The following is a 23,586-nucleotide window of genomic DNA, read 5'->3' on the forward strand; positions in this document are numbered from 1 at the left end:
AATAATTCACAAATATAAGTTTTTAGCCAAAATTAAACGATAATTTAAGGTAATTATTTATCTAACTGCAGAAGATTGTTTATGATTTCAGTGATATTATCAATATTCTCACCATCTTCCAGCATTGAGAATGCTAGATAGGTGGCATATATTTCTGGACTAAATTTCACGTGCTTATCAGCGATAAATCTATCGATCTGTTCTTCATTACATTCAAAATTAATGTTTTGCAATTCATTGAAAAGATTAGTCGAAATCGTCTGATGATTTTCACCGCAGGCAAAACCTGCAATAATATGAAATAGAAACTTATCGGTTATTTCGTCATCTTCTTTTTTAAACATAGCACGAATATGCTTATAATCGAATTTAGTTTTTGCACTATTCACAATAGTATCCCAAATCTGATATTCTGCTTTTGTCTCCATAGCTCCTTTTAAATTTATAATGGTCTACCTAATATAGTAAAAATAATTTGACTTTTGGCAAGCAAAATGAAACTTATTGGCCTGATCTATAGCGCTGCAATAAGCGGATTATCTCTAGGCATAGAATTCAACGAATTGTCAAGTAGAGGACGGTATTTAACTTATTACGAGCTTAAGCTCGTAATAAGTTAAATACAATCTCCCCTAAGAAGCAGCCTAGTATAACGCCAAAAAGAATCGACAAAATCACTTTTAACCAGACTGGGCTTGTTGCTAAAATCAGTTTCATGCCGCAAAATTGCTTTAAAAACATATTGAAATGGAGACTTTTCTCTTTTTTAAGGCTGGTTGTGGCGATGCGTTGACATGAATTTTTGGCATTGCGCTACGATAATTTAAAATTAATAGTTGGATTCGATTTTTTTAGTAATTTAAGCGGGAAAATTAAATGGTTTAAACGACCTAATTTATAATTATGATAACACGAATAGTAATGATCATTGTTCTATTTTTCCTATCGAAGGCTGGACTTGGCCAACAGGTGAATATAGATAAAATTCGAAGGGAATATGCAGTGGCTGTAAAGGATGAGGATCTATGTGAACATAATTTAAAGGTGTTAAAGGAGGGGTCCAAATCACCTACTGACAAAGTATACTTGGCAGCTTATCAGATCCTTTTAGCGAAACATATTGGTAATCCATTTAAAAAAGTTGGGCAGTTTAAGGAGGGTAAAAATTATTTGGAAGAAGTGATAAGAGAAAATCCCAATCATATCGAGGCACGGTTTATACGGTGGAGTGTACAGGTACATGCACCTTCCTTTTTAGGTTATAACAATAATATCCTTGAAGATAAAAATTTCCTTGTGAAAAATCTGTACAAATTACCGAATGGGGAAGCCAAGTCCATTATTTATAACTATTTAAAAGGCGCCAATTCTTACCTCAAAGGTGCACAGGTATTTAGTTCAACCGAATTAAAAGAGTTAGCTCAATAGACGTTAAAGGTTGTTAATTTGGCATCCCTAAGGTGTTTTGGCCAGAATATTGCGTATCTTGTTCTATGAATTAATTCAACATCTACAAAAAGAGTATATCATGAAGAATTTAGTTTTTCCAATGTCAGTATTGACAGCCAGTTTGTTTGTTATTGGATGCGGCGTCAGCAAAAAGCAATATGCTGGTTTGCAGTCTGACTACAATAAATTACAAACAGAGCATAGTCAGTTAAACAAGCAATATCAGGACGGGCAGCTTCAAATAGCGGAAGGTCGCACTAGAATTAAGAGTTTAGAGGATCAGCTAGCCACCGAAAAACAAAATAATGCTGATCTACGATCTGCTTACGTTGCTTTGCAGAAGTCGTTAGATAATAGTATTAATCAGAATTCACAGGGAAACATTAATATTTCAAAGTTGGTTGACGAAATCAACGCTTCAAACAAATACATTAAGCATCTCGTAGAAACGAAGAATAAATCCGACTCTTTAAACCTAGTATTATCAAACAATTTAACCAGATCACTTAGCCGTGAGGAGTTGCAGGAAGTGGATGTACAGGTCTTGAAAGGGGTGGTCTATATTTCACTTGCTGATAATATGCTTTACAAATCCGGCAGTTATGAAATTAACGATAGGGCAGATCAGACATTGAGTAAAATTGCAAAAATTATTCAGGATTATAGAGATTACGAAGTATTGATTGAAGGTAATACCGATACCGACCCGATTTCAAAACCTAATATTCGGAATAACTGGGATTTAAGTACCTTACGGGCTTCTTCTGTGGTACAGGCTTTACAAAATAAATATGGTGTGGATCCTAAACGCTTAACTGCAGGCGGTAGGGGAGAATATAATCCAATTGCAGATAACACAACGGCTCTAGGTAAGCAACGGAATAGAAGAACGCAGATTATTATCACCCCTAAATTGGATCAATTTATGGAGTTGATTGATAAGGCTCCGGAGGCTACTGAGGTACCATCGGCACAATAGATTTTAATGAGGTAAATAAAAAAATCCTTTCCGAAAACGGAAAGGATTTTTTTATTATCCAAAGAATTTAGTCGGGTCAAAACCGTGCTCTTTCAACACATCATCTGGTACACCATTCCAGACTCCAGGTTTATTTCCTGCATAGCCGATATCTTTCACACCCATTTCACTCGTGTAAAATCCTGAGGAAGTCAGGTTGCGCATCAATGAAAAGAAGGCGGCACCTTGTTTCATTTCCGGTTTTGCCAAATCAGGGTAGGCAATATCATCTACCAATGCAAGTTGATCTTTTGCACTGCATTTGATAAATACTGTTCCGTAACGCTTTTTGGATTGGAGGTCGAGCCAACGAAGTCCGCCACGCATAGGGATTTTATTATCAGGCAAATCTTTTACGATAAATTCGATGAAATCGGGCACTCCCGCTTCCGAAGCACTTCCTGAAATGTTATCCTTAGGAATAATAATATCTGCCAAAACAGTGATTGTAGCCATTTCATGTTCGTCAAAAAACTTTTCGGCATATAATTGTTCCGTGCGTTCGTATTCAAAATCCTGGACTCCAGGTAATTTTTTGCTATTGTCTGCTACTGCATTTTTAGCATCTTTTGAATTGCAAGCTGCTGTTAAAAGACCAGATCCAGCTGCAATTAATCCTAATGCCCGTAAAGATTCTCTTCTATTCATGCTTTTAACCGTTTAATTTTTTCTTTTCTTGTAGTATATATTCTGCTGTTCGCATCGATAAAGCGAGTATTGTCCAGGTTAGATTTTTATCCCCTTGTTGTACAAATGGCCCGGCATCAACCACATAGAGATTTTTACAATCGTGCGCCTGGCCCCATTTGTTCAATACAGAAGTTTTAGGATCGTTACCCATTCTTGTGGTTCCACCTTCATGAATAATTTTTCCTGGAGCTTCCAGTCCATATAAGGTATCGGCTCCTGGAATTTTTGATGTGATCACAGCGCCCATTTCATGCATAATCGATTGAAAGGTTTCTTGCATGTGCTTCGCTTGTGCTATTTCTTCATTTGCCCATTTATAGTTGAAACGTAGCACTGGAATCCCAAATTTGTCAACTTTATCGGGATCTATCTCACAGTAATTGTCTTTTCTTGCTAATGCCGTTCCTCGTCCTGCCATGCCTACATTTGCACCATAATAGCTGCGGAAATCTTCTTTTAATGCAGTGCCATAACCGCCTTTGGCTTTTGTTTTTCCATCCGAGTTTTTGGCGATATCATTTACTTTAGGCACCCAATTTAAAAATCCATAAGAGGGCATATGCAAACCACCACCGTATTCGATGTGGTAACCTCTAGGAAAGTTCAATTTGGCGTTATCTTCCCACCATGGTGAATAAATATGGACACTTCCAACGCCATCTTCATTATAACGCTTCCGATCAAGTAGTTGTGGTAAAAAGCCCGATAAGCTGGCTCCCGTAGAATCGTGGAGGTATTTTCCAACTAAACCGCTGCTATTACCAACACCGCCAGGATGTGATTTTGATTTGGAGTTTAACATGATCCGCGCACTTTCACAAGCACTAGCACCCAAAATAACGGTTTTCCCCTTAACGGTATATTCCTGCAAATCCTTGGTGTTAACATAAGAAACACCAACGGCAATTCCTTCATCATTTGTAATGACCTCTCTTACCATTGCATTGTCTATTACTTTTAGGTTACCCGTTTTCATCGCAGGAATAACAAGACATGAGGATGATGAAAAGTCTCCATATACTTTACATGCACGACCACATTGACCACAATAGAAACAGGCTCCCCGATCCTTGATGTCTTTGGAGACTTCAGTCAGCACAGCCCCTCTTCCCGGGATCACTGGAACCCCCGCTTTTTTTGCACCTTTTGCAATATATAGTTCGTTTAAGCGTGGCTTAGGTGGTTTCATGAAAATTCCGTCCGGCTCATTATGAATACCTTCCACGGTGCCATATATACCGATCATTCGATCTACACGGTCATAAAATGGCTTAACTTCTTCATAAGTGATAGGCCATTCTTCAGTAACTCCATCTTTGGGTTTAAAATCATCGGGTCCCATACGTAATGAAATTCGACCCCAGTGATTGGTTCTGCCGCCCAGCATACGTGCTCTAAACCATTCAAATTCAGTTCCCGCTACCTTGCTGTAGGGTTCACCTTCGATTTGCCAGCCACCGAAGGCTGCATCAAAATCCCCAAATGGTCTTGTTGTGCCCGCACCTCTTCTTGGAGATTCCCAAGGCCAACGCAGTTGTAACGAATCTTTTGCTGGATCGTAAAAAGGACCTGCTTCTAGCATCAATACTTTAAGCCCCGCATGTGCAAGTATATAACCTGCCATACCACCACCTGCGCCGGAACCAACTACGATGGCGTCAAATAATTCGGGATTTTCTTTAATTTGATAATCTGACATAATTAAATGAAGTAATTAATTGAGAGGCCTGTGCGATACATTTGCCCTAAGGCTGCTATGTAAATGAGAAGGTTCAATTAATTTAATGGTTATTGTTTCATGTTTAAAATCATCGTGAATATATCGATAAAAATTTGTTTTTTTTAATTTAATTTATCGATTTAGCAGATTTTAAATAAAGAATATGGGATTGTTACAAAAACTACAATGTTTTAGTGAAACGTATAGCGATTAGCCATCAATAATCCTTCTATTTTGTAGCAGTAAAATAGAAGGATTATGTATGTGCAGTGCTTAGAGTGTGATAACTTTATTTACATGAATTTCGTTAAGAAAAACTTCATCATGAGAAATGACGAGGATTGTGCCCTTATAAAGTTGAATGGCTCTCGTCAGTATACGGATATTTTGAAGATCAAGATTGTTTGTCGGTTCATCCAGAATAATTAAATCCGGTGACTGTTGCTGAATAGTGAGGCAGCATAGGATCAGGCGCATTTTTTCGCCGCCGCTAAGTGGCGCACAGGGTTTATTCCAATCTTCCTTTCCAAATAGGAAGCGATTGGGCCTGATTTTGATATCATGTTCAGGCAGTGCATTAGTATTGAATTGCTGAGCTTGTTCGTAAACGCTTAAATTAGGCGAAATAATCGAATATGTCTGATCTAAATAGATAGCGTCAAATGATTGTCGCTCAATTTTTCCTTTCTCAGGTGTCAGTTGGTTAAGTATGAGTTTGACCAATGTCGTTTTACCAGACCCATTCTGGCCCTGTAGTGCGATGCGTTCTCCACTGAATAATTGAAAGTCAACATGATCTACCCAAAGCTGCTGCGAGCCATAGCTAAAATTGATGTTTTCTGCTTTGACCATACTTTTTCCTGTCGGAAAAGTGCTATTTCCTAGATCTATTTTAATTTCATCCAATGCCGATTGAGAGCCCCGAAGTTCCTGTAGATCAGATCTGATATCTCCAATTTTATCCTGATGTACACTCTTTATTTTTGCGGTGCTTTTTTCGGCAGTATTGCGTAGCGTATTCATCATGATACGCGCTACACCAGCTTTTTCCTGCTTTTTTTTACCACGGTTATTTAATCTATTTTGACGTTCTATTGTCTCTCTTTCTTTCTCCTTCGCAATTTTGATCGCCTTTTCCTTGTGATGGATATCTTGTTGCAGAGCATGGTGTTCGCTTTCTTTTTGGGCCTCGTAAAAACTGAAATTGCCTCCGTATCGCTTAATACCTTTGGGCGTCATTTCGGCCATATCGTCCAATAAATTAAGCAGGGTTCTATCATGGCTTACAATGATCAGTGTGCTTTGGGTAGATTGAATCCAGTTGTATAAGAGCTTTTTGCTATCCAAATCCAAATGGTTGCTCGGTTCATCGAGCAAAATGACTTCGGATGGATGAATCTGGATTCCGGCCAATAAAATTTTCGTTTTTTGTCCACCACTAAGAGAAGACATTTTTTGTGTCAATGCGATGTCGGGCAGGTTCCATTGTTCGAAAGCTTCTTTGTAACGTTCCTCCAACGTCCAGTCATCTTGAAGGCTGTTGAAATTTTCTTCTGATGCATCACCCGCTAATATGGCATGAAGTGCATCTAATTTTTTGTGGATTCCGAGCGCTTGGGCAACGGTCTTGTCCTCAAATTGTCCGACAACTTGTGGAACATAGTACGTATTGGCACTCAGAAGGATGTTGCCATCCGCTGGGGATAGTTCGCGGGCGATTAGTCGCAATAAAGTTGATTTGCCAACGCCATTATGGCCGATCAACGCAATTTTCTCTAGCGCGTTTATATGAAGATTTATATTCTCAAACAATAAATCTTTATTCGGATGTATATAAGAAAGTTGTTGTAATGAAAGCATGTTGAAATTCTTTAAATGTTAGAAAAAGACCATTTAAGTAGGTATTGCCAATACATGGAATGTATTTCGTTCTAAAGAATTTTAATCTTACATGCAGTTTATTTCTGTTGTGGAGGTACAAATATAGTTTTTTTTATTTTGATATCCGTTAAACTTTTGAGGAATAGCCAAATTGTTTATTTTTCTACTATTTGCTTCAGACAAATTGTAATTTTGAAAAAACGAATATTGTGAATAGAATTCTCCTTATAGACGACGAAGAGAAACTTCGGAAATTGCTGTCCAAAATTATTAACTTGGAAGGTTTTGATGTGATCGAGGCAGGGGATATTAAATCGGGATTGAAAAAACTTGAAGTCAATGATGTAGATGTTGTGCTTTGCGATGTTAAACTGCCTGACGGTAACGGGGTGGAAACTGCTAAATTGATTAAGGAGCGATATCCAATGGTGGAAGTTATCTTATTGACGGCTTACGGGAATATACCTGATGGGGTGATGGCAATAAAAAATGGCGCTTTTGAATACATTACCAAAGGGGATGACAACAATCGCATTATACCATTGCTTTATAAAGCTTGCGAAAAGGTTGCATTGGCTCGAAGGGTACAGCAGTTAGAAAAACGATTAGGAGATAGACTTTCTTTCGATAAGATTATTGGAAAATCTCATGTGATTCAAGCGGCCATCGGAATGGCGCAAAAAGTTGCTATTACAAATACAACGGTTCTACTAACTGGAGAAACTGGTACCGGCAAAGAGGTTTTTGCACAGGCAATTCATCAGGCCAGTTCGAGGAGAGACCGTAATTTTGTGGCTATTAACTGCGCCGCATTTACAAAAGATCTGCTGGAAAATGAATTGTTTGGCCATAAATCCGGTGCTTTTACCGGAGCGACGAAAGATCAGCGCGGCTTGTTTGAAGAAGCACATTTGGGTACAATTTTTCTGGATGAGATCGGGGAGATGGCTTTGGAGCTGCAGGCTAAAATTCTTCGTGTTTTGGAAACCGGAGAGTTTTTGAAAGTAGGCGATTCCAAACCAACGAAAGTGGATGTACGAATCATAGCTGCTACCAACAGAAATCTAGAAACTGAACTTGCTTCTGATCATTTTAGGAGTGATCTTTTTTACAGATTATCTGTTTTTACGATAGAACTACCTCCGCTTCGCGAGCGGGTACAAGATATTGTGCCCCTGGCGCAATATTACGCCGATATTTTTGCTGTAAAATCCAATTTGAAACCTTTGCAGATGAGCCCTGCATTTATGCAGGCCTTGGAACACAATGTATGGCGGGGAAATATTCGTGAACTGAAAAACGTGATTGAGCGCAGTGTCATTTTAAGTGAGGACGGCGTGCTGGATATTCAGAGTCTTCCTTTTGGAGAACGTGAGTATAGAGAAGGGGCGGGGGGGGCGTCAAACTTTTCGATGACGAATATAGAAAGGCAGCATATACAGCGTGTATTGAAACATACGAATGGAAATAAAGCGGAGGCTGCTCGATTGTTAGAAATCGGTATAGCTACCTTATATCGAAAAATTGAAGAATATAAAATTCAATGAAACTAAAAGCTAAGCTGACATTTGGGGTAGGTTTTTTATTTTTCATGATCTTGTTGCTTGCGATAGTGAGTGGGTATTACGTTTACCGGCTGAAAAAAGATACAAACAATATTTTAGTCGACAACTATAAGACCTTGCATTATTCCCGGAATATGCTGTTGGCTTTCGAAGATTTTCGTACAAATGCGAAGAGTGTTCAGCTATTTGAACATAATTTAATGCTCCAAAAAAGCAATGTGACCGAGCGTGGGGAACGGGCTGTAACTGAACGTGTAAATCATCACTTTTTGCGTTTAAAAAGAGAAGTGAAAAATGGAACCATCGTGGCCAATTTACGTAAAGATATATTCCAGTTGATGTATCTTAATATGCAGGCGATTGAATATAAAAACAATGTTGCCAATACAACAGCAGAAAAAGCTCTTTTGGCGATCTCCATTGTAGGTGCGATCTGTTTTATGATTGCGTTTGTATTACTTGTCAATCTCCCCCTAGCCATTGCTGGTCCAATTGTACAATTAACCGATAGTATTAAACAGATTGCTGCCGGGAACTATAAAAGGAGACTTCATTTTAAGCGGAAGGATGAATTTGGAGAAGTGGCGCAATCGTTCAATACAATGGCTCAAAAACTCGAGGAATATACGGAAAGTAAATTGGGTAAGATCTTGCAGCATAAAAAGAGAATTGAAGCACTTATCAATAATATGCATGATGCGGTTATAGGGGTGGATGAGGAAAAAAGAGTGCTCTTTGCAAATGAACCTGCATGTTTAATTTCGGGGTTAAAGCTTGCTGAATTTGAGGGGAAGAATTTGGAGGAAATTGCATCATTTAATGATTTGATCAGAAACCTCCTCGACAAAATTAATTCCTTGCATCAGGAATCTGGTCATCTGGGCTTGGTGCAGGCATTTGCTTTTGGAAAAGAAAACTATTTTGAGTTAGAGGTCATTGATCTCAATGTTGTTCCAACAGGAGAGGAAAGTTCCCAATTTATCGGACAATTTATTTTGTTGAAGAATGTAACCAGTTTTAAGGAGCGTGATGTAGCAAAAACAAATTTTATTGGAACGGTCTCCCATGAATTGAAAACGCCTATCGCTTCAATACGAATGGGTATCCAATTGTTAACGAATAGGCGGGTCGGAGATTTAAATGAAGAACAAAAAAACTTGCTCGAAGGGATAGCTGATGATACAGCGCGTCTCCTGAAGATTACAGGAGAACTTTTAGATATTGCACAAGTGGAGAGCGGTACGATTCAGATGAAGCTGGCCCCAGCCTCTATCGGACCTATTGTAGATTATGCACTTTTAGCCAATAGGTCGATGGTTGAGCAAAAACAAATTCGGATAGACGTGCAATTGGAAAAAGAGTTGCCAATGGTTTTTATCGATACGGAAAAAGCCGCATGGGTGTTGACGAATTTATTATCCAATGCAATTCGGTATTCCCATGAGGGGGGAGTGATCGCTATCTCTACCAAAAGAATTGGTGCAAGAGTACTTTTACTTGTTGAAGATCATGGTCAAGGTATTCCCGCGCAATATTTAACAAAAATCTTTGATCGCTATTTCCGTGTCCCGGGAAGTACAAAAGAAGGAACGGGTTTGGGGTTGAGCATAAGCAAAGAATTTATCGAAAGCATGGGGGGAGAAATTGATGTTCAAAGTGATTTTGGGACTGGAAGTACATTTTTTGTTTACCTTCCGATTGCTCGGCCTATACTATTAGCCTACGACCCACCAGCCTAAAAAAAAGGAAAAGCTAAAATAACACGCTCTTCCATTTTTTTCGTCCAAAAGGGGGATTGAAAGATCCTGCGACTTGCATTGCAGAGGCCGCAGGATCGGCACCCGCTAAAGTTTTATTTCATGGTCATCGATAAGTTTTGCATCGCGTGTATTCTTTTGAACTGCGATTGCAGAGAATATACTCAAGGAGAAGGACATCGCATAGAATCCTTTCTCACTTAAAAGCAGTTCTGCATTCCATAGGCCTACAGTTAATAGAACAACGGAAGCAATTGTTGCAAACCAGCTGAGACCATAATATAATTCGGTAACAGCCAGTCCTTCCGCATTATCTCTGACACTTTTTTGAACGGAGATAACAGCAAACAGGGCAAACAGTAAAATGGTAAAATAATACCCTTTTTCATTCAATGCCATTGTTGCATTCCATAATCCTATACAATAGCCAACGGTTCCAACCAATAATGCGGCCCATGAAGCACCTATAAATGCGCCTGTTGGTTTAAATGGATTTCTTTTGTTTGAATCTCTTTCAGCTTTTTTTTCTTCAATCATGTTTTTTAGCGGTTCCATAATTTTCTTGTTTTAGTTTTAATTTGTTGTTGTTTTGTGATTCAAATATCTATAGGATCTAATTATTTATAAACTTAATTTTATAATAATACTGACGATATTACTTTGTTTTATGTGTTTATTTAATTCTATATTTGAGCTATGACAGATGCAATATCAGGCTTACTATTACTGCTTAATGATGACGATAAAAAGGATTTTAAGGCGTTTTTGAAACGTAAAAACAAGCGAAATGACGTGAAAAATATCAGGTTGCTCGAAATTATAGAAACTGACGATATAAATAGATTAAAAAAATTATATGGTCCTGCAAAAAATCGTAATGCTTACCATGCCTTGAGGAAGAGGCTTCATGAGAGTCTGTTGTTTTTTCTTTCAAATAAGGTTTTTGAGCGGGACAACAGCGAGGCGCATGAAGCATTGAGATTGCTTGTTGTGGGCCGTTTTCTACTGGAAAGTCAGCTCATTAAGATTGGGTTTAAATGTCTTCAGCGAGCGGAAGATAAAGCGCTTCTTCTTGAACAGTTTAGTTTGTTGAACGAGATATTGCATACTAGATTACAATATGCTTATTTGGATCCAAGTGTCAATTTGGAATTGCTTGTCGATTGTTTTGCTGAAAATCAACGAAAATTACAGCAGGAAGCGAAATTTCAGATAGCTTATGCTTTGTTGCGCGCGGAATTACAGCAAATTCATCTGAAGGCAAAAATAGTTGATCTCAATAAGTTGATTATGGATACGTTGAGCAAATACAGTATTTCCTTAGATGATCTTTTATCATTTAAATCACTTTATCAACTCTTGTATATTGCAAACGAGTATGCTGCAATTCATCAAAATTATACGCTGGTGCGTTCTTTCTTAAAAACAGCAGGTAATTTCCTGCTAAAGCATCAGGAGCAGGGAATCCTTCAGCTATTTTACTATCTCCATATCTTGTATTATCTCGCTAACTTCAATTTGCGGAATGGTTTTTTTACGGAAAGTCTGGGTGATTTGGAACGAATGGATGTGGTTTTGTCGCAAGCAAGTCCTGCTTTTCGAACACAGTTTCGGCTGCGGTGCCAATTGTTGAAGGCATTGAATTTTCATTACCTTGGCGATGGCGAGCAAGGTCTTGCTCTGTTGAGAGAAGGGGTCAAACAAGCCGCACCAAAGTCAAGTGAACTTGATCTCGCGGATCTGCAATTATGTTTGGTCATGTTTTTAACCCAATTCCGTGATAAAACTGCTTTAGCTGAGCTTCAAAAATTGACTCGAACAGACGCCTGGTATGAGAAGAAAATGGGGATGTTATGGACTATTCGGAAGAGTCTGCTTGAGATTCTGATCCATATTCAATTCGATCACATCGATTTGGCAACTTCGAAGCTAAAGAGCTTTGTCCGCAGGTATAAAAAGTACTTGATGAGTGTCAATGAAAATAGAGTTATTGATTTTGCTAAATTGGTGGAAAAATATCTTTTAAATCCTGCAGTCATTCAAGGGAAATCTTTTCGTGCAGCAGTCGAAGCCATGGTGAATCAAAAAGAAAATAAGGATTTGTTTGTTATCGGGTTTGTTGCTTGGTTAAAGGCTCTTGTTGTTTCTGGAAGCCCTTATCAGGTTTTGTTAGATTCGATCAAGGAACTTTACTCTATTTGAGTATAGAATCGCTCGAAGGATTTCCAGTATTTATCTTTGTAGATACTATAATCAATTTGAAGTTTTTCCATATACTGCTCGATTAACTCATCAATGGTCATGGAGGTTTTTCGGAATTCTTTGCAGGCCAGGTATATTTCCCTTAGATTATCAGCGGTTTCCCGACCAATATGAAGAAAGCCAATATCAGCAGCAAGGTTGTTCATTAATTCCCGCTCAAACCTATCCATTAAATCATAAGTTTCCTGATCTGGCATTCCATTGGTTGCCGTTCCATCATAGCTGATTTTGAGGGTAACGATCCAAGGGTGGGAGACTTTTCCATCCCAGTCTAATAGCGTTGTGTTAATAATAGCCAAGATAGGTAGGTCGTTTTCTAATATACCTTCAAAGGCAATATAGGTGTCATCGGCGGTATTGTGTCTTAGATCAGTGTACTTTTCCACAAATTCTTTTTCTCGCCAGATCAAATAATCTTTTAATTTGATCAGCGGAATCAACTCTTCAGCTGCGAGATCTGTTGAGGTCACATTTAAATTGTCTATAGCTATAATTGAATTGAGTTCACCAATGTAATTATCAAGGAATATTTCTATTCCATGGGCAATATTAGCTTTGTTTTCTTCCGTATAATCGGGGTGAACGATAACGATATCGACTTCATCCGGCTGGTATTTATGCTGAATAGGGTAAAAAAACATATCCTTGATGTCAAAGGAGAATCCATACATCTTGATTTTGAATTTTTCCATATCCGCAATAGCTGGTTTTAGTGCCGTAAATTTCCAGCGTGGTAGTGATGGAGCAGAAGCAATCAGCTGTTCTACGAAAGCAATATTTTTAATGACCCCATCGGGAGTGACTACAAGTTCAGCTGTTTCATCATCATACATACCAGTCAAAAAATACAGTTCCTTGCGAAGCGCATCGATCTTCGGTGAAAGCTTGCTGAAAAAATTCTGATCAATTTGTTCTCCACTTTTAACAATTTGAAAAAATATCTGTTCGTTTTTTATAAACCAGTTCCAAAAACCTTGCACATCGTCCTTTTTGTTTTCTTTTCTACCAAAAATATTATTCAAAAATCCCATAATTAATAGTTGTTCGATTGAATCTACAATGTTCGTATCTGTGTTTTAAAAGTGTTTTTATAGCCTAGAGGAGAAAATAATCCGAATGAAATGACCATGAAGCCCTCTGCTTCTAAATTTAATTATATAATTACGATCCGGCAAGGGAATTTAAGTTTAAAAATAATTGGACAAACAATTGTGATGGGAGTTTGTTAGGATTATTGTTGGAATTATAAATTAAAATTGGTCTTATGAAATTTAGCAAATTAACATTTTGTCTATTGGCAACGACAGCTGTACTTTCTTTTACGTCCTGCAAATCGGGATTGTCAGACGATAAGCTGGAGGAAAAGATAGAAAATGCGCTTACTGGCCGCAAAACAGTGGACGTCGAAGTTGAAAAAGGAAAAGTTATCTTAAGCGGTACCGTCGCTTCGGAGGAAGAAAAACAACAGGTGGAGTCGATTGCTAAAACAGCAGGAGATAAAGACGTTAAGTCTATTCAAAACAATATTATTGTTAGCGCTCCGGTGTCATCTACCCCAGCTCCAATTGAAGTAGCCAATAACGACGCGGTACTGGGCGCTGCGGTAAATACGTTTATGAAGGATTTTCCGACCGTGCAGGCAAGTGTAAAGGATGGTGTAATCGCTGTTACAGGTACCTTAGAGCAACCAAAGATAATAACTTTAAAACAGGGACTGGATAACTTGAATCCCAAAAAAGTGGATCTAAGTGGTATTGTTGTCAAAAAATAAAATAACAAAACTATGTCATTGCAAGAAAAATATAAAGTTCTTTTGGATACGGCGCAATCTTCAGGTGTAAATGACCTGAATTATGCCGAAATGGATGGTGTATTGCAGATTAGAGGTACTGCACCTACTGCAGATGTGAAAAATAAGCTGTGGGAAATCTACGGTAATATAGATCCTAATTTCCAAACTGGAGATGTGGTAATGAATGTAGATGTGGCTACAGAAGTGCCAGGAAGTCAGATGAAGGTCATTACGGAAAATAGCAACTTGAATATTAGAAAAGGTCCTGGTACAGATCAGCCTATCGTAGGCAAAGCTGCTAAAGGAGAAATCATCACTTTGATCAGTAAAGCTAATGATCAATGGTGGCTGGTCAGAACCAAAGATAATGAGGAGGGCTATTGTTATGCCCAGTATTTGGAGTCTGTTTAGATGCTGGATGCTGTTCGCGCCTTCCGTGCGAACATTAATAGAGCTTGATTATAAGGAGAATTATCTGTAGATAATTCTCCTTTTTTTGTCCGCGTAATCTTTTAATAGATATGTAATGGGGGACATTTAGTACATTTTCTTTAGAAAAATATTTTAAAAAACAGTCTCATTTTAATTTTGGTGTAATAATTGTGTTACTTTTTTTGCAACAATTTTATTACATTATGTCGAAATCACGTTTTATTACATTATTATACCTGTGTTTAGCTGTTCAGTTGGGAATTGCCCAAGAGTATGTTCGGTTAGATAAAGATAGTTACCAGCTTCATTTATCAGAATATCCAAGGGATACGATCCGGATATTTGAAAAAGGTAAAGAAGCGAAGTTAAAGCCAGGTAAATATATTCTGCAGAAGAATCAATTCATGGGACTTTCCAATGCATTTATTTCGATCAATCAGGAAGGTATAGTAGCGGGTGATTTTAAGATTGAAAAGGACGGAAAACAAGGTATCGTTGTGGTGCGACACGGTGTATTGCAGCAAATGAATGTAAAATCTGCCACGTTACCAGACTTCCAATACATAATAACGGATACTTCTAGTGTGCAGCGTAATTTTAAGAATGGGAAAATCAGTCAGGAAAAAACGGTATTCTACGGAGTTGCAAATAAGGGAAAAAAAATAACAAAGGTCTTTTTTGATAATTATTATACGATTGAAAACGATTTTGACCATACCCGGGCTGGATATCGATTAGACAATAGCTTAATTTACAGTGCCAAATTGAATTGTAGTGGGCAGATACAGGAATCAAAGTCATTTGATACTCAAGGCCAATTACTAAAACATACCTATCGGAAAGCTAAGATTGATTATATAGATTTATATCAGCATAATAATCTTGTCGAGCGGAAATATACCCTTAATAACTGCTTTTACCATGAGTATTTTAAGAATTCATTGCTCTTGCAAAAGGTAGTGGAGAAAAGGGATAAAGGGAATACCGAAACGTATGTTTATAATGCCTCCGGAAAATTGATGGATAAAAATACCGGTGGCTAATTGGAAAAAGTATGTCGAATCGGGTAGGAGGTCGCACTATTTTTGCATTTTAAAAATATAGCACTACCTTTGTCAAGCAATGAAGAAAATGAACAACATATTACGTCTTCCATCTTTCTTTAATTATTATCGCCCGATAATCGTTCGGGACCCCTATGCCTATTAAATTAAGAAATTCAAATTATTATTTATAGCTAAGCCCGAACATAACGTTCGGGCTTTTTTTATTTTATATAACACCATGTTAAAAGAGTTAGAAGAAAATATCGAAATTATTTTACCGAAGGAGGGGCTTGCATCGAAGTTGAAGGAGGCTGAAGAAAAGAACCGACCCTTGATCATAAAACTTGGTTTCGATCCAACAGCGCCGGATCTTCATTTAGGGCATGCTGTAGTGTTAAAGAAACTACGGCAGTTTCAGCAGCTGGGACACGAAGTCGTGATCCTCGTTGGTAGTTTTACAGCTCGGATCGGCGATCCTACAGGAAAAAATAAAGCTCGTAAACCTTTATGCCAGGATGCGATAGCGCACAATGCGGCAACTTACATTGCGCAGTTGTCTAAAATTATTGATGTTTCAAAAGCGAAAATTGTTTTTAATGGAGACTGGTTGGATCAACTAAATTTTACAGAAGTTATCCAGCTGGTATCGAAAGTTACCGTCGCTCAATTGATGCAGCGGCATGATTTTAATAAGCGTTTTAATGAAAACCAATCAATAGCCATGCATGAATTGCTTTACCCGATATTGCAGGGTTTTGACTCTGTACATGTCAATAGTGATATCGAAATGGGGGGAACGGACCAACTGTTTAATTGCGCGATGGGCCGGCAGCTCCAGGAATCTTTTGGACAGGATCCACAAATAGTGCTGTGTATGCCCCTGTTGCGCGGGCTGGACGGAAAAGAAAAAATGAGCAAATCATTAAACAATACGATCGGTCTTTTGGATGAGCCAAATGATATGTTTGGTAAAACCATGTCAATTCCAGATCATTTAATTCCAGAATATATCGACTTGACAACAGATTTCAATCAGGAAACCAAACTTGGAATAAAGACCCGTATAGAATTGGGCGAAAATCCTATGGAAATTAAGAAACTTATAGCACATAATCTTGTTGCTCAGTACCATGGCGATGAGTTGGCTTTGACTGCAGCTGATTTTTTTGTCAAGCAATTTCAGAGCAAGAAATTGGAGGAAAAAGCTTTTGAAGAGATATCGGGTCAAAAATTGCGGGAGGAGCTTGGTGAAAAAGCTAAACTGGTCGATCTGTGTCATTTCCTGAAAGGATCGACAAAGTCGGCGATCAGAAGACTGATTATCGGTGGTGCAGTTCAGATCGACTCCATAAAACTGCTCAATCCGGAATTGTCGATTGATTTAAGCCCTGGGCTTAAAATTAAATTAGGTAAAAGAACTTATTTTAAAGTTGTTTAGTAAGGTTTATGAAGGTATACTTTTGTAATATTTTGCGAAAAGCAAGAAAATGACATTGTAGTGCTTTCTTAAACCATAAATAATCTCTAACTTCATATAGAAGTCTCAAACTTTATTTTCATACCAATTATAGATGGAAACATACAATAACATAGTTTTGGAGCGATTACCCAGACATTTGAAACGCTATGTGGTAGCTCAGGGATATGAACGTTATACCGCCCTGGATCAGGCTTTGTGGCGTTATGTCATGCGTCAGAATTATTCTTTTTTGAAAGATGTAGCGTATTACCCTTATATCCCTGGATTGAAGAAAGCAGGTTTATCAATTGCGACCATACCAAACCTGCAGGATATGAACGATAGTCTAAAGTTAATTGGCTGGGGAGCTGTGACAGTGGATGGTTTTATTCCGCCAGCTGCTTTTATGGAATTTCAGGCGCATCGCGTACTGGTTATTGCAGCAGACATACGTCAATTGGAACATATCGAATATACACCAGCGCCGGATATTATCCACGAATCTTCTGGCCATGCACCTATAATAGGTGAGCCAGATTATGCTGCATACCTTCAATATTTTGGAGAAGTCGGGACAAAAGCACTTTCTTCGGGCAAAGATTTTGAACTCTACGAAGCTATTCGTTACCTATCTATTTTAAAGGAACACGCTACAACAACGGAAGTTGAGTTGGAGGAAGCAGAGAAAAATTTGCAGATCATTCAAGATAATATGGGCGAACCTTCGGAGATGGCGTTGTTGAGTAGGCTGCATTGGTGGACTGTGGAATACGGACTTATTGGAGATCTTCATAACCCAAAAATTTACGGAGCTGGCTTACTGTCATCCATTGGAGAAAGCGCAAGCTGCATGCAAGAAGATGTGCCTAAGTTGCCGTATAGTTTAAATGCGATTGAATATGCGTATGATATTACCAAACCACAGCCACAGCTATTTGTTACACCAGATTTTGAACATCTAAAAATTGTGTTGGATAAATTTGTTGATACCATGGCATTTCGAGTAGGAGGGAAACTGAGCGTTGACAAAGCCATTGATTGCCGTGCTGTATGTACGGTGCAATATAGTTCTGGCCTGCAAGTATCGGGAGTGTTTAAATTAGCCAACACAGATCAAAATCTTTCATATATTCAGACACAGGGACCCACCGCTTTGGCATTCGCGGGTAAACAACTCGAAGGACACGGTAAAGATTACCATAGCGAAGGATTTGGTTCTCCAGTAGGAAATTTGAGAGGTGCAGATCAAGATCTGGAAGATTTTGATGCAGTAACATTGATTCAATACGGTATAGTTGAAGGCCAGCAGTGTGTGTTAAACTTTGCTTCGGGGATTACTGTCGTAGGAACTGTTCAACGGATTGTCCGACAATTTGACAAGATTGTTTTGATTTCATTTACGGCATGTGAAGTATACCGTAACGATGGGAAAGAAGTGTACTTTAGACCTGAATGGGGGATATATGATATGGCTGTAGGAACTGAAATTATCTCCGTCTTTGCGGGTGCTGCCGATAAGGATGCCTATGAAACCCTGGAAGAACATCCGGGGCAGGCTTCATTTTCCATGACTAACGAAACCGAAGATGTAAAGCTCGTGAATCTCCATGCTGCGATAAGGAATTTGCGAGACAAAGGATTTGATCAAGAGGCTTGGCTTTATATCTTCAATCTCCTGGGAACGGAAAATGCGGATCATTGGTTAGGTTTGGTTGAGTTATTTGAAATCGCCTGGGCGAATAATGCAGAGGAGTTAGCTCATCTGGCAGAAGTGAGACTTTTAAAATTTGTTACGCTATATCCACATTTGAAAAAACTGATTGATGATGGACTGCGTGTTGCAAAGGAGGAAGCTCTTTTAAATAATCAATGAAAAATAGTTCTTCCAAAGGTCTAAATTCAATCTTTGGAGCAATATAATAGGATCCAAAAAATAGGACTATCCAAAAGTTTGAAAGTCCTATTTTTTTGCGCTTACTTAAATTATCCCATTAATAAAATTTGCCAGGCTTTATCGAGCTGGCCTGCATCCAATAGCTGTGCAGCATATTCATGAACTTTCTGGCTAAATTTCGATGGGCTGTCTTCAAAGTTTAGCTTCAGGTAGTTTAAATACTTATCTGCTGGCTGTATATCTTTTAATGTGGGTAGTGTTTCAACATTGGCCAACAATCCCAGGTGATTTCCGGTCAATACGGTGGAAAATCTAATTTTTTCTGGAAGTTGATCTATGCCAATTCCCAAACTACGGAGGGGTTTTGGTACAATAAATAGATTTTCATCAGTGACGCGGCAGTACCAGTCACCACCCAGTCTTGCCACAAGGTCCAAATCTTTTTGTTGAATGGTATTGTCTTTGCCCAATAAGTGTTTGTGGATATGCATATAGAGGATCTCGGCAATAACAAGATTACCAGCCCCCGGTTCATCGCTTAAAGCGACAATTTCTCTAACCCGACATTCCAGCTGAACTGGAGATTCGGCTACCCGTGGTGGCGCAACCTGCATAGAAGGGACAGCAGTAAAACCCGACTTATCGAATTCATTTATTTCCTTCCCATATTCGGTGCTGGCAAGAGATTGCTGCTGCACCATATCGTAGTTGACAATATTGATGACGACTTCCTTAACTTGCTGTATATTATCCAATGTATGCTTCGTACTGCCATCGCGCATCCGCCGCAGTGGCGAAAAAACGCAGATAGGCGGCTGATGCGACATCAGGTTGAAATAACTAAAAGGACTTAAGTTGACTTGTCCATTGCGATCTATCGTGCTCGCAAAACAAATTGGACGCGGTGCAATAGCATATTTGATTAAATTATCGATGATGGCTTTGTCCGCTACAGACTCAAAGGTTATGGTTTCGAAAGATGGCTTCATATTCGCTAGATTTATGAATGGTGTAAAGCAATAGAATTGGAAAGTTTTCCGAGTGCGGTGATCTCCAATTCAATCTCATCGCCAAGGTTAAGCCATTGATCTTCGTGGTTAGGATTCGCTATGCGTGCAGTGCCATTGAGTTCGAGAAAGCAACCTGTCCCAACAGTACCTGAACCGATCACATCACCGGGGAAGATCTGTACACCATAAGAAACCCGCTCAATAATTTCTGCAAAAGTCCAGTGCATGCTCGCAAAATTACCAGCTGAAACCTGTCGGCCGTTTACTTTACAAGTCATATCGAGATCATAACAGTTGCCAATATGCCCCTTGGCTGGTTGAATTTTATAAGGCTCCAATTCATCTTTGGTAACTAACCAAGGTCCAATTGCTGTCGCAAAATCTTTGCCTTTGGCTGGTCCTAAACTCAATTTCATCTCTTCCATCTGTAGTTTTCTTGCACTAAAATCATTCATGATCATGAATCCGGCGATATACTCATCTGCCTTGGCCGCAGGAATGTTGATTCCTGTTTTATTGATGACGATAGCGATCTCAAGTTCGAAATCAAGTTGATATAAATGTAAGGGCATGCAGTGAATAGGCCCAGGACCTTGGATTGCCTGATGATTCGAAAAATAGAAAACAGGAAATTTATCAAATTCGGGGATCATTTCGAGTCGGCGGTTTCTTCTTGATGTTTCCACATGCTGACGAAATGCGTAGGCATCTCTAAAAGAGGCTGGATGAGGTACTGGAGCGATAAGCTGTGTGTCCTGTAAGGGATGATAAGATCTTTTGATCGTTCCCCGGGCCAAAGCACGCTCGAATTCCTGTAGCTTACCCATGGCTTTTTGTTCACCTTTTAGGAAATCAGACATATTTTTTGGAAGGGTTTGATCGATTGCTGAGCAACGATAACATCGGTCGTTTATGACAATCCCCAATTCCTCCTTACCTTCCCAAATGCAGGTGACAATTCTCATATATTGTGTGTTCTATTTGGTTATTTAATGTTGTGAGCATTTGACACAAATATATCGTATAAGATTTGAAAAAAATATTTCTTCTCTTATAAATAGAAAAATATGCTTAACTTTATTAAAGAATTATAAACTAAAAAAATGATCAATCGTGGCGTACATCGCTTTTCGTTCTCCATGCCCTATATTGCTTTTAATAGAGCAATTATAGCTGATATCGTTTTTGCACAATACTAACCTTCTCTCATGCACTTGCCAATAGTTCTATTGGTGCCTAGATATTCAATTAATTTTATAACCGTTTAAATCGTAGTATTATGCCATTTTATGTAAAACAAGGGCAAATTCCAATACAGCGACATACTGTTTTTAGAAAGCCCGATAATACGCTTTATGCTGAGGAAGTCGTATCCACCCATGGATTTTCCAGTCTTTATTCTTTGGTGTATCATTGCCATCCGCCTACATTGGTCAAGCAAATCAGGGAGCCTTACGATGTATCACCCAAGATCGCCCGGGATAAACATCTTAAGCATACCAGCTTAAAAGGATTTCAGGTACAGGCCAAAGATGATTATCTCGAAAGCCGAACGCCCGTGCTGGTTAATCAGGACCTGCACATATCTTTGGCAGCTCCTCGTCGGTCCATGGATGACTACTTCTATAAAAATAGTCAGGCAGATGAGATTGTTTTTATTCATCAAGGGATCGGAAGATTAAAAACTGGATATGGAAATATCCCATTTAAATATGGTGATTATTTAGTTATTCCCCGGGGAACGATTTATCAAATGGAATTTGAGCAGAAAGATAACCGGTTGTTTATCGTTGAATCGTTTTCTCCTGTGCGTACACCAAAACGGTATCGCAATGAATTTGGTCAATTGATGGAGCACGCTCCCTTTTTTGAACGCGATATTCGGGTACCTCAAAATTTGGAAACCTTTGATGAATTGGGTGATTTCGAAGTGAAAATCAAGAAACAGGGGATGATTTATCCGTATGTCTACGGAAGTCATCCGTTTGATTTTATTGGCTGGGACGGCTATCATTTTCCCTGGGCCTTTTCGATCCATGATTTTATGCCGATAACGGGTAAACTACATCAGCCACCACCTGTCCACCAGACCTTTGAGACTGACAACTTTGTACTGTGTAGCTTTTGTCCACGGCTGTATGATTATCATCCAAATTCGATTCCTGCACCGTATAATCACAGCAATGTAGATTCGGATGAAGTGCTGTACTACGTCGATGGTGATTTTATGAGCAGAAAGTCGGTTGAAAGAGGACAGATTACACTGCATCCCGGTGGTATACCGCATGGACCTCATCCAGGGACAGTGGAAAAAAGTATCGGACAGGTTAAAACCGAAGAGCTGGCTGTGATGATCGATCCTTTTCGACCATTGATGCTGACAGAAGAAGCGCTCAGTATAGAAGATCCAGATTATTATAAGTCTTGGATGAGTTAGATTAATAAAAAGAAGAGTAACCTTTATATAAATTATGGCAAATACATTTGCAGAAAAGATTGCCCAAGCGCAAGATTTTCTACCTATCAATGGAACCGATTATATTGAATTTTATGTTGGTAATGCGAAGCAAGCGGCGCATTACTACAAGACCGCTTTTGGCTTCCAGTCGGATGCTTATGCCGGACCTGAAACAGGAGTTCGAGATCGGGTATCCTATGTGCTCAAACAGAATAAAATACGTTTGGTGCTCACCACTGCGCTGAAATCTGATCATCCCATCGCAGAGCATGTTAAAAAACACGGTGATGGCGTTAAAATATTAGCGCTTTGGGTAGATGACGCCCGAAAATCTTTTGAAGAAACAACAAAAAGAGGAGCAAAGGTATATCAGGAACCACAGCTTATGAAGGATGAAAATGGGGAAGTTTGGACTGCCGGTATCTATACCTATGGCGAAACGGTCCATCTATTTGTCGAACGGCGGAATTATTCCGGTACATTTATGCCGGGATATGAAAAATGGGAAAGTGATTACAATCCAAGTGAGACAGGTCTGCTTTATGTCGACCATTGTGTTGGTAATGTCGGATGGAATAAGATGAACCAAACAGTGAAATGGTATCAGGATGTCATGGGTTTCGTCAACATCCTGTCTTTCGATGACAAGCAGATTAATACCGAGTATTCCGCGCTAATGAGTAAAGTGATGAGCAATGGAAATGGCTATGTCAAGTTCCCGATTAACGAGCCTGCTGAAGGGAAAAAGAAGTCGCAGATTGAAGAATACCTTGAGTTTTATGAGGGAGAAGGCGTACAGCACGCTGCGTTGGCAACGAGAGATATCGTTGCTACGGTGAAAGCACTTAAAGCAAGAGGAGTAGAGTTTTTGGGTGCCCCACCCGAAGCCTATTACGATATGTTGCCCGAGCGAGTTGGAAAAATTGATGAAGAAATACGGATCATTCAAGAACTTGGAATTCTGGTCGATCGTGACGAAGAGGGGTATTTGCTGCAGATTTTTACGAAGCCTGTAGAAGATAGGCCAACTTTATTTTATGAGATCATCCAGCGAAAAGGGGCACAAAGCTTTGGAGCAGGAAATTTCAAGGCCCTTTTTGAAGCGATAGAACGTGAACAGGAACGTCGAGGAAATTTATAGTAGTATGGGAGA

20 protein-coding genes are annotated in these 23,586 nt (G+C 39.0%); 12 read left to right on the top strand and 8 right to left on the bottom strand.

Going from position 1 to position 23,586, the window contains the following annotated elements:
* Positions 1–53 precede the first annotated feature (53 nt).
* The gene (locus tag VXM68_RS12500) at positions 54–428 is read right to left on the bottom strand and encodes a hypothetical protein (protein WP_293955501.1); all 375 of its coding nucleotides are present in this window, start codon (positions 426–428) and stop codon (positions 54–56) included.
* A 475-nt stretch (positions 429–903) separates the two neighbouring features.
* Here VXM68_RS12500 and VXM68_RS12505 point away from each other — a divergent pair, with 475 nt between their 5' ends.
* Together VXM68_RS12505 and VXM68_RS12510 are read left to right on the top strand one after the other, a co-directional pair.
* A complete protein-coding gene (locus VXM68_RS12505) occupies positions 904–1,428 on the top strand; it encodes a hypothetical protein (RefSeq protein ID WP_367208895.1) in 525 nt (174 codons plus the stop codon).
* A gap of 100 nt (positions 1,429–1,528) precedes the next feature.
* Entirely contained in the window at positions 1,529–2,428 is a 900-nt protein-coding gene (locus VXM68_RS12510) for an OmpA family protein (protein ID WP_294184725.1), read from the top strand.
* 54 nt (positions 2,429–2,482) lie between these two features.
* Here VXM68_RS12510 and VXM68_RS12515 read toward each other — a convergent pair whose 3' ends face one another.
* The 3 genes from VXM68_RS12515 to VXM68_RS12525 form a co-directional block, all read right to left on the bottom strand.
* Positions 2,483–3,115, bottom strand: a complete 633-nt coding sequence (locus VXM68_RS12515; protein ID WP_294184724.1) for a gluconate 2-dehydrogenase subunit 3 family protein — start codon at positions 3,113–3,115, stop codon at positions 2,483–2,485.
* A gap of 4 nt (positions 3,116–3,119) precedes the next feature.
* Positions 3,120–4,856, bottom strand: coding sequence for a GMC family oxidoreductase (locus VXM68_RS12520; protein ID WP_294184723.1), 1,737 nt, complete (start codon positions 4,854–4,856; stop codon positions 3,120–3,122).
* Positions 4,857–5,150: 294 nt separating this feature from the next.
* Positions 5,151–6,737, bottom strand: coding sequence for an ABC-F family ATP-binding cassette domain-containing protein (locus VXM68_RS12525; RefSeq protein ID WP_367208896.1), 1,587 nt, complete (start codon positions 6,735–6,737; stop codon positions 5,151–5,153).
* Positions 6,738–6,964: 227 nt separating this feature from the next.
* Here VXM68_RS12525 and VXM68_RS12530 point away from each other — a divergent pair, with 227 nt between their 5' ends.
* Both VXM68_RS12530 and VXM68_RS12535 read left to right on the top strand, forming a co-directional pair.
* A complete protein-coding gene (locus VXM68_RS12530) occupies positions 6,965–8,305 on the top strand; it encodes a sigma-54 dependent transcriptional regulator (RefSeq protein WP_294184766.1) in 1,341 nt (446 codons plus the stop codon).
* Positions 8,302–10,062: an ATP-binding protein gene (locus tag VXM68_RS12535; protein ID WP_367208897.1), complete on the top strand. Its 1,761-nt coding sequence runs from the start codon at positions 8,302–8,304 to the stop codon at positions 10,060–10,062. The genes VXM68_RS12530 and VXM68_RS12535 overlap by 4 nt, the downstream gene beginning before the upstream one ends.
* Positions 10,063–10,167: 105 nt before the next feature.
* On the opposite strand, the gene yiaA is transcribed toward VXM68_RS12535, so the two are convergent.
* Entirely contained in the window at positions 10,168–10,635 is a 468-nt protein-coding gene (gene yiaA / locus VXM68_RS12540) for an inner membrane protein YiaA (RefSeq protein WP_367208898.1), read from the bottom strand.
* 141 nt (positions 10,636–10,776) lie between these two features.
* Between yiaA and VXM68_RS12545 the strand changes: the two genes are divergently transcribed.
* Positions 10,777–12,282, top strand: coding sequence for a hypothetical protein (locus tag VXM68_RS12545; RefSeq protein WP_367208899.1), 1,506 nt, complete (start codon positions 10,777–10,779; stop codon positions 12,280–12,282).
* Here the strand turns inward: VXM68_RS12545 and VXM68_RS12550 are convergent.
* On the bottom strand, positions 12,270–13,373 hold the full coding sequence (locus VXM68_RS12550) for a DUF695 domain-containing protein (protein WP_294184717.1): 1,104 nt from the start codon (positions 13,371–13,373) through the stop codon (positions 12,270–12,272). The two genes, VXM68_RS12545 and VXM68_RS12550, sit on opposite strands and share 13 nt — an antisense overlap.
* Before the next feature lie 233 nt (positions 13,374–13,606).
* On the opposite strand from VXM68_RS12550, the gene VXM68_RS12555 reads away from it, so the two are divergent.
* From VXM68_RS12555 to VXM68_RS12575, 5 genes are all read left to right on the top strand, one after another.
* On the top strand, positions 13,607–14,113 hold the full coding sequence (locus VXM68_RS12555) for a BON domain-containing protein (protein ID WP_294184715.1): 507 nt from the start codon (positions 13,607–13,609) through the stop codon (positions 14,111–14,113).
* A 12-nt stretch (positions 14,114–14,125) separates the two neighbouring features.
* Positions 14,126–14,545 (top strand): SH3 domain-containing protein, encoded by a 420-nt coding sequence (locus VXM68_RS12560; RefSeq protein ID WP_294184713.1) that lies wholly within the window; start codon positions 14,126–14,128, stop codon positions 14,543–14,545.
* Positions 14,546–14,769: 224 nt separating this feature from the next.
* Complete coding sequence (locus tag VXM68_RS12565) at positions 14,770–15,609, top strand: hypothetical protein (protein ID WP_293955490.1); 840 nt, start codon at positions 14,770–14,772, stop codon at positions 15,607–15,609.
* A gap of 241 nt (positions 15,610–15,850) precedes the next feature.
* Entirely contained in the window at positions 15,851–17,050 is a 1,200-nt protein-coding gene (gene tyrS, locus VXM68_RS12570; RefSeq protein WP_294184710.1) for a tyrosine--tRNA ligase, read from the top strand.
* A gap of 133 nt (positions 17,051–17,183) precedes the next feature.
* A complete protein-coding gene (locus VXM68_RS12575; RefSeq protein ID WP_367208900.1) occupies positions 17,184–18,944 on the top strand; it encodes an aromatic amino acid hydroxylase in 1,761 nt (586 codons plus the stop codon).
* Between the two features lie 110 nt (positions 18,945–19,054).
* On the opposite strand, the gene VXM68_RS12580 is transcribed toward VXM68_RS12575, so the two are convergent.
* Together VXM68_RS12580 and VXM68_RS12585 are read right to left on the bottom strand one after the other, a co-directional pair.
* The gene (locus tag VXM68_RS12580) at positions 19,055–19,954 is read right to left on the bottom strand and encodes a flavin reductase family protein (protein ID WP_294184706.1); all 900 of its coding nucleotides are present in this window, start codon (positions 19,952–19,954) and stop codon (positions 19,055–19,057) included.
* An 11-nt stretch (positions 19,955–19,965) separates the two neighbouring features.
* Positions 19,966–20,940, bottom strand: a complete 975-nt coding sequence (locus VXM68_RS12585; protein ID WP_367208901.1) for a fumarylacetoacetate hydrolase family protein — start codon at positions 20,938–20,940, stop codon at positions 19,966–19,968.
* Positions 20,941–21,254: 314 nt separating this feature from the next.
* Here VXM68_RS12585 and VXM68_RS12590 point away from each other — a divergent pair, with 314 nt between their 5' ends.
* Both VXM68_RS12590 and hppD read left to right on the top strand, forming a co-directional pair.
* On the top strand, positions 21,255–22,412 hold the full coding sequence (locus VXM68_RS12590; RefSeq protein ID WP_367208902.1) for a homogentisate 1,2-dioxygenase: 1,158 nt from the start codon (positions 21,255–21,257) through the stop codon (positions 22,410–22,412).
* A gap of 34 nt (positions 22,413–22,446) precedes the next feature.
* Positions 22,447–23,574, top strand: a complete 1,128-nt coding sequence (hppD, locus tag VXM68_RS12595; protein ID WP_367208903.1) for a 4-hydroxyphenylpyruvate dioxygenase — start codon at positions 22,447–22,449, stop codon at positions 23,572–23,574.
* Positions 23,575–23,586 lie beyond the last annotated feature (12 nt).

Origin of the sequence: Sphingobacterium sp. R2 (assembly GCF_040760075.1) — a bacterium.
In the GTDB taxonomy this organism is placed as follows: domain Bacteria; phylum Bacteroidota; class Bacteroidia; order Sphingobacteriales; family Sphingobacteriaceae; genus Sphingobacterium.

Excerpts from the sequence above, each read along its gene's own strand:
- VXM68_RS12500 (WP_293955501.1), bottom strand. The coding sequence starts at position 428 with ATGGAGACAAAAGCAGAATATCAGATTTGGGATACTATTGTGAATAGT.
- VXM68_RS12505 (WP_367208895.1), top strand. The coding sequence starts at position 904 with ATGATAACACGAATAGTAATGATCATTGTTCTATTTTTCCTATCGAAG.
- VXM68_RS12510 (WP_294184725.1), top strand. The coding sequence starts at position 1,529 with ATGAAGAATTTAGTTTTTCCAATGTCAGTATTGACAGCCAGTTTGTTT.
- VXM68_RS12515 (WP_294184724.1), bottom strand. The coding sequence starts at position 3,115 with ATGAATAGAAGAGAATCTTTACGGGCATTAGGATTAATTGCAGCTGGA.
- VXM68_RS12520 (WP_294184723.1), bottom strand. The coding sequence starts at position 4,856 with ATGTCAGATTATCAAATTAAAGAAAATCCCGAATTATTTGACGCCATC.
- VXM68_RS12525 (WP_367208896.1), bottom strand. The coding sequence starts at position 6,737 with ATGCTTTCATTACAACAACTTTCTTATATACATCCGAATAAAGATTTA.
- VXM68_RS12535 (WP_367208897.1), top strand. The coding sequence starts at position 8,302 with ATGAAACTAAAAGCTAAGCTGACATTTGGGGTAGGTTTTTTATTTTTC.
- yiaA (WP_367208898.1), bottom strand. The coding sequence starts at position 10,635 with ATGGAACCGCTAAAAAACATGATTGAAGAAAAAAAAGCTGAAAGAGAT.
- VXM68_RS12545 (WP_367208899.1), top strand. The coding sequence starts at position 10,777 with ATGACAGATGCAATATCAGGCTTACTATTACTGCTTAATGATGACGAT.
- VXM68_RS12550 (WP_294184717.1), bottom strand. The coding sequence starts at position 13,373 with ATGGGATTTTTGAATAATATTTTTGGTAGAAAAGAAAACAAAAAGGAC.
- VXM68_RS12555 (WP_294184715.1), top strand. The coding sequence starts at position 13,607 with ATGAAATTTAGCAAATTAACATTTTGTCTATTGGCAACGACAGCTGTA.
- VXM68_RS12560 (WP_294184713.1), top strand. The coding sequence starts at position 14,126 with ATGTCATTGCAAGAAAAATATAAAGTTCTTTTGGATACGGCGCAATCT.
- VXM68_RS12565 (WP_293955490.1), top strand. The coding sequence starts at position 14,770 with ATGTCGAAATCACGTTTTATTACATTATTATACCTGTGTTTAGCTGTT.
- tyrS (WP_294184710.1), top strand. The coding sequence starts at position 15,851 with ATGTTAAAAGAGTTAGAAGAAAATATCGAAATTATTTTACCGAAGGAG.
- VXM68_RS12575 (WP_367208900.1), top strand. The coding sequence starts at position 17,184 with ATGGAAACATACAATAACATAGTTTTGGAGCGATTACCCAGACATTTG.
- VXM68_RS12580 (WP_294184706.1), bottom strand. The coding sequence starts at position 19,954 with ATGAAGCCATCTTTCGAAACCATAACCTTTGAGTCTGTAGCGGACAAA.
- VXM68_RS12585 (WP_367208901.1), bottom strand. The coding sequence starts at position 20,940 with ATGAGAATTGTCACCTGCATTTGGGAAGGTAAGGAGGAATTGGGGATT.
- VXM68_RS12590 (WP_367208902.1), top strand. The coding sequence starts at position 21,255 with ATGCCATTTTATGTAAAACAAGGGCAAATTCCAATACAGCGACATACT.
- hppD (WP_367208903.1), top strand. The coding sequence starts at position 22,447 with ATGGCAAATACATTTGCAGAAAAGATTGCCCAAGCGCAAGATTTTCTA.